This is a genomic window from Flavobacterium muglaense, assembly GCF_014305155.1.
Lineage (GTDB): Bacteria > Bacteroidota > Bacteroidia > Flavobacteriales > Flavobacteriaceae > Flavobacterium > Flavobacterium muglaense.
In genome coordinates, this window is record NZ_JACRUK010000090.1 from 1 (window position 1) to 5,615 (window position 5,615).

Annotated in this window: 5 protein-coding genes; all 5 read right to left on the reverse strand. The window is 31.8% G+C overall.

Annotated elements, in window-relative coordinates:
* Positions 1–1,661: 1,661 nt before the first annotated feature.
* The gene (locus tag H8R24_RS17605) at positions 1,662–2,354 is read right to left on the reverse strand and encodes a TIGR04283 family arsenosugar biosynthesis glycosyltransferase (RefSeq protein WP_187021692.1); all 693 of its coding nucleotides are present in this window, start codon (positions 2,352–2,354) and stop codon (positions 1,662–1,664) included.
* Positions 2,347–3,126 (reverse strand): DUF547 domain-containing protein, encoded by a 780-nt coding sequence (locus tag H8R24_RS17610; RefSeq protein ID WP_187021689.1) that lies wholly within the window; start codon positions 3,124–3,126, stop codon positions 2,347–2,349. The genes H8R24_RS17605 and H8R24_RS17610 overlap by 8 nt, the downstream gene beginning before the upstream one ends.
* A 68-nt stretch (positions 3,127–3,194) precedes the next feature.
* Complete coding sequence (locus tag H8R24_RS17615) at positions 3,195–4,067, reverse strand: sterol desaturase family protein (RefSeq protein WP_187021687.1); 873 nt, start codon at positions 4,065–4,067, stop codon at positions 3,195–3,197.
* Between the two features lie 3 nt (positions 4,068–4,070).
* Positions 4,071–4,679, reverse strand: coding sequence for a TIGR04282 family arsenosugar biosynthesis glycosyltransferase (locus tag H8R24_RS17620; protein WP_187021684.1), 609 nt, complete (start codon positions 4,677–4,679; stop codon positions 4,071–4,073).
* A complete protein-coding gene (locus tag H8R24_RS17625) occupies positions 4,669–5,163 on the reverse strand; it encodes a rhodanese-like domain-containing protein (RefSeq protein WP_187021682.1) in 495 nt (164 codons plus the stop codon). The genes H8R24_RS17620 and H8R24_RS17625 overlap by 11 nt, the downstream gene beginning before the upstream one ends.
* Positions 5,164–5,615 lie beyond the last annotated feature (452 nt).

Genomic DNA, 5,615 nt, shown 5'->3' on the forward strand with positions numbered 1-5,615 from the left:
ATACTTTCTCCTTTGAATGATTCCATAATAAAATTCTTTCACGAAAGATAAGAATTTATCTTTACACCTCTATTAATTTTTTTAGCGGTAAATAATAGCAAAATGGTAATTTTTAGATTTTAAACCACATAGAATCATAGAATTTGTATGTTCTAAAAAAAGGTATTTCACTTTTTATAGGTGCTCATAGCTACTACTCGAATCTAAGAATTGGGCTATCTTATTCTTTTTTTTTCTCTGTTTCTATGTGGTTAATTTTTGTCTTAATTCTATTTAACTTTTTTTAGAGGTAAATAATAGCAAAATGGTATTGTTTAGATTTTAAACCACATAGAATCATAGATTTTCTAAGTTTTAAAAAAAAGGTGTTTCACTTTATATAGCAGGTCATAGCTATGTGAATCCAATTATTGGGCTATCTTTTTTTTTTCTATGTTTCTATGTGGTTAATTTTTCTCTTAATTCTATTTAACTTTTTTTAGAGGTAAATAATAGCAAAATGGTATTGTTTAGATTTTAAACCACATAGAATCATAGATTTTCTAAGTTTTAAAAAAAAGGTGTTTCACTTTATATAGCAGGTCATAGCTATGTGAATCCAATTATTGGACTATTTATTCTTTTTTCTATGTGGTTAATTTTTTTCTTCATTCTATTTAACTTTTTTTAGCGGTAAATAATAGCAAAATGGTATTGTATAGATTTTTAACCACATAGAATCATAGATTTTCTAAGTTTTAAAAGTCGTTTCACTTTTTATAGGTGCTCATAGTTACTATTCGATTCCAATTATTGGACTATTTATTCTTTTTTTTCTATGTTTCTATGTGGTTAATTTTTTTCTTCATTCTATTTAACTTTTTTTAGTGGTAAATAATAGCAAAATGGTATTGTATAGATTTTTAACCACATAGAATCATAGATTTTCTAAGTTTTAAAAGTCGTTTCACTTTTTATAGGTGCTCATAGCTACTATGTGAATCCAAGGATTAGGCTATCTTATTCTTTTTTTTCTATGTTTCTATGTGGTTAATTTTTTTCTTCATTTTCTTTAACTTTTTTAGAGTAAAATAATAGCAAAATGGTATTGTATAGATTTTAAACCACATAGAATCATAGATTTTCTAAGTTTTAAAAAAAAAGTCGTTTCACGTTTTATAGCAGGTCATAGCTATGTGAATCCAATTATTGGGCTATCTTATTCTTTTTTTTTCTATGTTTCTATGTGGTTAGTTTTTTTCTTCATTTTCTTTAACTTTTTTAGCGGTAAATAATAGCAAAATGGTATTGTTTAGATTTTAAACCACATAGAATCATAGAATTTGTATGTTCTAAAAAAGGCGTTTCACTTTATATAGCAACTCATAGCTACTATGTGAATCCAAGGATTGGGCTATCTTATTCTTTTTTTTCTGTGTCTCTATGTGGTTAATTTTTTTCTTCATTTTCTTTAACTTTTTTAGCGGTAAATAATAGCAAAATGGTATTGTTTAGATTTTTAACCACATAGAATCATAGATTTTCTAAGTTTTAAAAGTCGTTTCACGTTTTATAGCAGGTCATAGCTATGTGAATCCAATTATAGGGCTATCTTATTCTTTTTTTTTTCTCTGTTTCTATGTGGTTAATTTTTGTATTCATTATGGACAAAGGCTTTATTATTAAATAATATTATTTTTATAATAGCGCAGCAAACTTTCTGCCGAATGTCCAAGTCTTCGTTTTAAATGAATAACGGCAAAATGGTATTGCAATTTCCAAACTCCGTTTTCTCTATATCTTCGGGCCGATGTAATCACCGATCTTGGGATAACAACAAAATGCTTTTTGGCGTAAAGCCTACTTATAATTTCATTGTCTTCATAAATGATAAAACTTTCGTTAAAACCATTGATTTCATTAAATAATTCTTTGGTTACAAACAATGATTGATCACCACCACGACACGAAATATGGTTGATTCGTGTAAACCATTGCGAAACCACTAATACAGGATGCGCATAGTCAAATTTCATTCGAAAACAACCTGCTTGATTTCCTTTCTTAATTTGGTTTTCAATCAATACATCAAAACCAATCGGCGGATAACTGTCGCAATGTAAAAAATACAAGAGATCACCAGTTGCCTTTCGTGCGCCAGCATTCATTTGCTTGGCTCTCCCTTTTTCGGACTGAATGATCGTAATGGCAGGATGGATTGGAATGCCGTTTTGCGATCCATCTGTACTGCCGCCATCAACAATTAAGACCTCATAATCAACTGTTTTAGATACGGCATTTTCTAAATGCAATAAAAGCCGATGGATGCCATCGACTTCATTGTATATAGGTATAATTATGGATATTTTAGTCATTCAAACTCCAGTTGTATGTTTTAAATTTTACTGATGCTTTGCTATTTATTTTCACAGTACTGTATTGATTTAAAAAATCAATCACTGTTCCTTTGGTTTTAAAATCACCTGAAAACCAGCTAAATATTTCTGATATTTCAATTTTATTGGCTGTAATAGTATTCTTTGTTTTATCATTTACAAACGATTTTGCTACGCTCTCTAATTGTTTTTCAACCTTAGCTTCGGTATAGGCTTCGTTTAATAAATTCGGACAAGAAAATGATGCACAATTGATAGCAAAGTGAATTCTAGGTTCGTCCATTTTACGTAAAATTTCATGCTCTACTTCTTCTAAACTGTATTTTTTAGCGCCTAGTGTAAAAAACTTTTTACCCCAAGGGTTGCTAATGTCTTTGATGCTTTTTACAGGATAATTATCCAAAATTAGTTTCACAGTATACGCATTGTACGTATTGATCCAGTAGGCTAAAACAGCATTTTTTGACCATGATTTGGTAGGTACATTTGCTGCTAATAGGTCTAAGTAGGATTGCAATTGCTTGCTGTCTTTTTGAAAGCCTTTGTAATCTACATTTCCGTTTTTAGAAACGTGTTTTTGTAGTAAAGTGTTCCATTGTGCATGATCTATACTAGCTGCGATTGTTACAGTTGTTGCAGTAGTTGTTGCAGTAGTTGATGTATAGGCTTGTGTAGGTATTTCGGTTTTGCTTTCTGTTTTTCCACAAGAGATTAAGGGTAATAAAAGTAAGCTTAAAAAAAATGTTTTCATCTTTATTGTGTTTTATTGTTACATTAGAACAGTCGGTACCGCATTGAATTCCTGACAAAAAAAAGTATTTATTTTTTTAAGGGATATAATTCTTGCTCTATAAAGTCGGTAGGAAAACTGTTTTCATTGTTAAAACCGAGTTCGATATCCCTACCGTCGCTAGGAATGTAGTTGGTTTTAAACAAGTAGTCCCAAACACTAAGCGAGATCCCAAAATTGATTCCGTTTTTGTTAGGGATTACTTTACTGTGGTGCCAAATATGCATTTTTGGATTATTCAATATGTATTTTAAATAGCCATAATCCCAACCTAAATTCGCATGATTCAAGTGGCCAATAGCAATTGAGATGAAGTGAACAATAAATACATCTTCAATATTGACGCCGCCTACAATCATAATCGGAAGGTATAATAACGATTTATACACAATAGGTTCCATCCAGTTGTATCTAAAGTGTGCTGCAAACCCCATTTGTTTCACTGAGTGATGGGTTTTATGAATTTTCCATAAAAAAGGCAGGGTATGCAGCAAGCGATGTACGTTCCATTGTATAAAGTCCGATAAGATAAAAAACGTAAATAATGCCAATGGCTTAGGCAAGCTAGAGATCGATAAGAGCTGCATTGACCCCAATTGCACCCCAAAAACCGACAGTAGATCTTGGACCAACTGTTCCGTGACATTGGATAAAGCGATCAATAAGATCAGATTCAATAAAAAGAAATTGAAGAACAAATAAAATAAATCCAACCAGAAATCCTTGCGAAAAACAGCTTGGTTTTTTCGCCATGGAAATGCAATTTCTAGTAACCATACTACTAATGAGATGGCTAGTAATCCATAGAAATAATTGTCCCAATTGGGAAAAATAATTTCGTTTTTCAGGTAATTAAAATAACCATTATAAGAGTTAATAATAATCTCAATGTATCTATCCATTTCTTATTTCTCCAGTTTTTGTAGGTAGTTGTAATTGCTTTTTTCTAAATCTTCAAAAGTATCAATATCGTTTAAGATGGGTAATAAGTATGTTTTATCAGCTTGTAAATCTTTCATGGTAGCACCAAACACTGTAGAAGTTCCCCAATCTTTATTTTCAAATAAAGAGCTCTGCATGGCTTTTAAACCTAATAAATAGTAGCCACCATCTTCCGCCGGTCCAATCACCACTTCATTGCTTTTTAAAGCTGTAAAGGCAGTTGTGATCATTTCTGATTTTAAATCGAATAAATCACTACCTACAATAATACAATTGGTATAACCCTCCTTAAAAAGTTGAGCAAATCCATCTTGCATTTTTTGTCCTAGATCACCCGTAGCCTGTAGTTTTTTATGATATGTATTAGGATCCCAAATGTCATTTTCGATAATAGCACTGTCATAAAAAACATATTTATCACAGTCAATCACCGCCGTTTGCTCCATGGTGTGTTGTAATAAATCTTTGTAAACCTGCAAGGCATCAACATCACCAATCGTTTTTGCGAGGCGGGTTTTTACTTTTCCTAGTTCAGGATTTCGGGTAAATATTAATAGTGCATTAGTTTTCATAAACCTTGATTCCTTTGTTGAGATACACGCTCCATTCCTTGTTAAACGTATGGATGCTATCTGTTTTTATATTGGTATTATTGACCACAGTGCCACCTTGATTTTTATACTCAAAAATGCCACCGTATAAATTATAAACATTCTTGTATCCTGCCTTTAGCAACTGCTCGCCTATTTTCTCACTTCGCACCCCAATTGAGCAATAGACCACAACAGTAGCCTTTTTATCTGGAACAGCTGTACTAACGTTTTTCATTTTAAAATGGTCAAATCCTACTGAAATGGCACCTTTTATATGACTTACATTAAATTCTTTTGGTTCACGAGCATCCATAAATACAAGATTAGCATGGTCTTTTATTTCAGCTACTTTAAGGTAAGGAACCGACTGTTTATTGAGCTTTTTCAACACCAGCGGAATCGTACTTTGACTCCAAACCGTCGCAGAAATGAATAAAAGAAGACTATAGATCAAGTAACGCATATCGTTTTTTTATAAAGGTATTTAATTATTTAGACGTATTAAAACTTATTTACTGACAAAAGCGTGCCAATAATTTTCCAATCAATGCCCAAACAAATAAACAATCAAGCAATTCCCAAGTTAAGCAATTCATTTTTGGCTGTCCGGGCAGGCTATTCACTGCAAGTCCGCAGGAACCAGGCTATAAACCAAAACCCCAAAATGAGCTTCCGTTGGTCGCTATTTTGGGGTATGGTTTATAAAAAATCCTGTTTCCTTTGCGGGCTTTCCGTTGCTATCCTTGACAGAAAAGGAACAAAATAACATTTTAGTATAGATCAAAAAGGAGTCGCAAATCTGGAAAGTCCGTAGTTTTTTTTAGAAAAAAAATAATAGATTTATAGAGGTGTAAAGATAAATTCTTATCTTTCGTGAAAGAATTTTATTATGGAATCATTCAAAGGAGAAAGTAT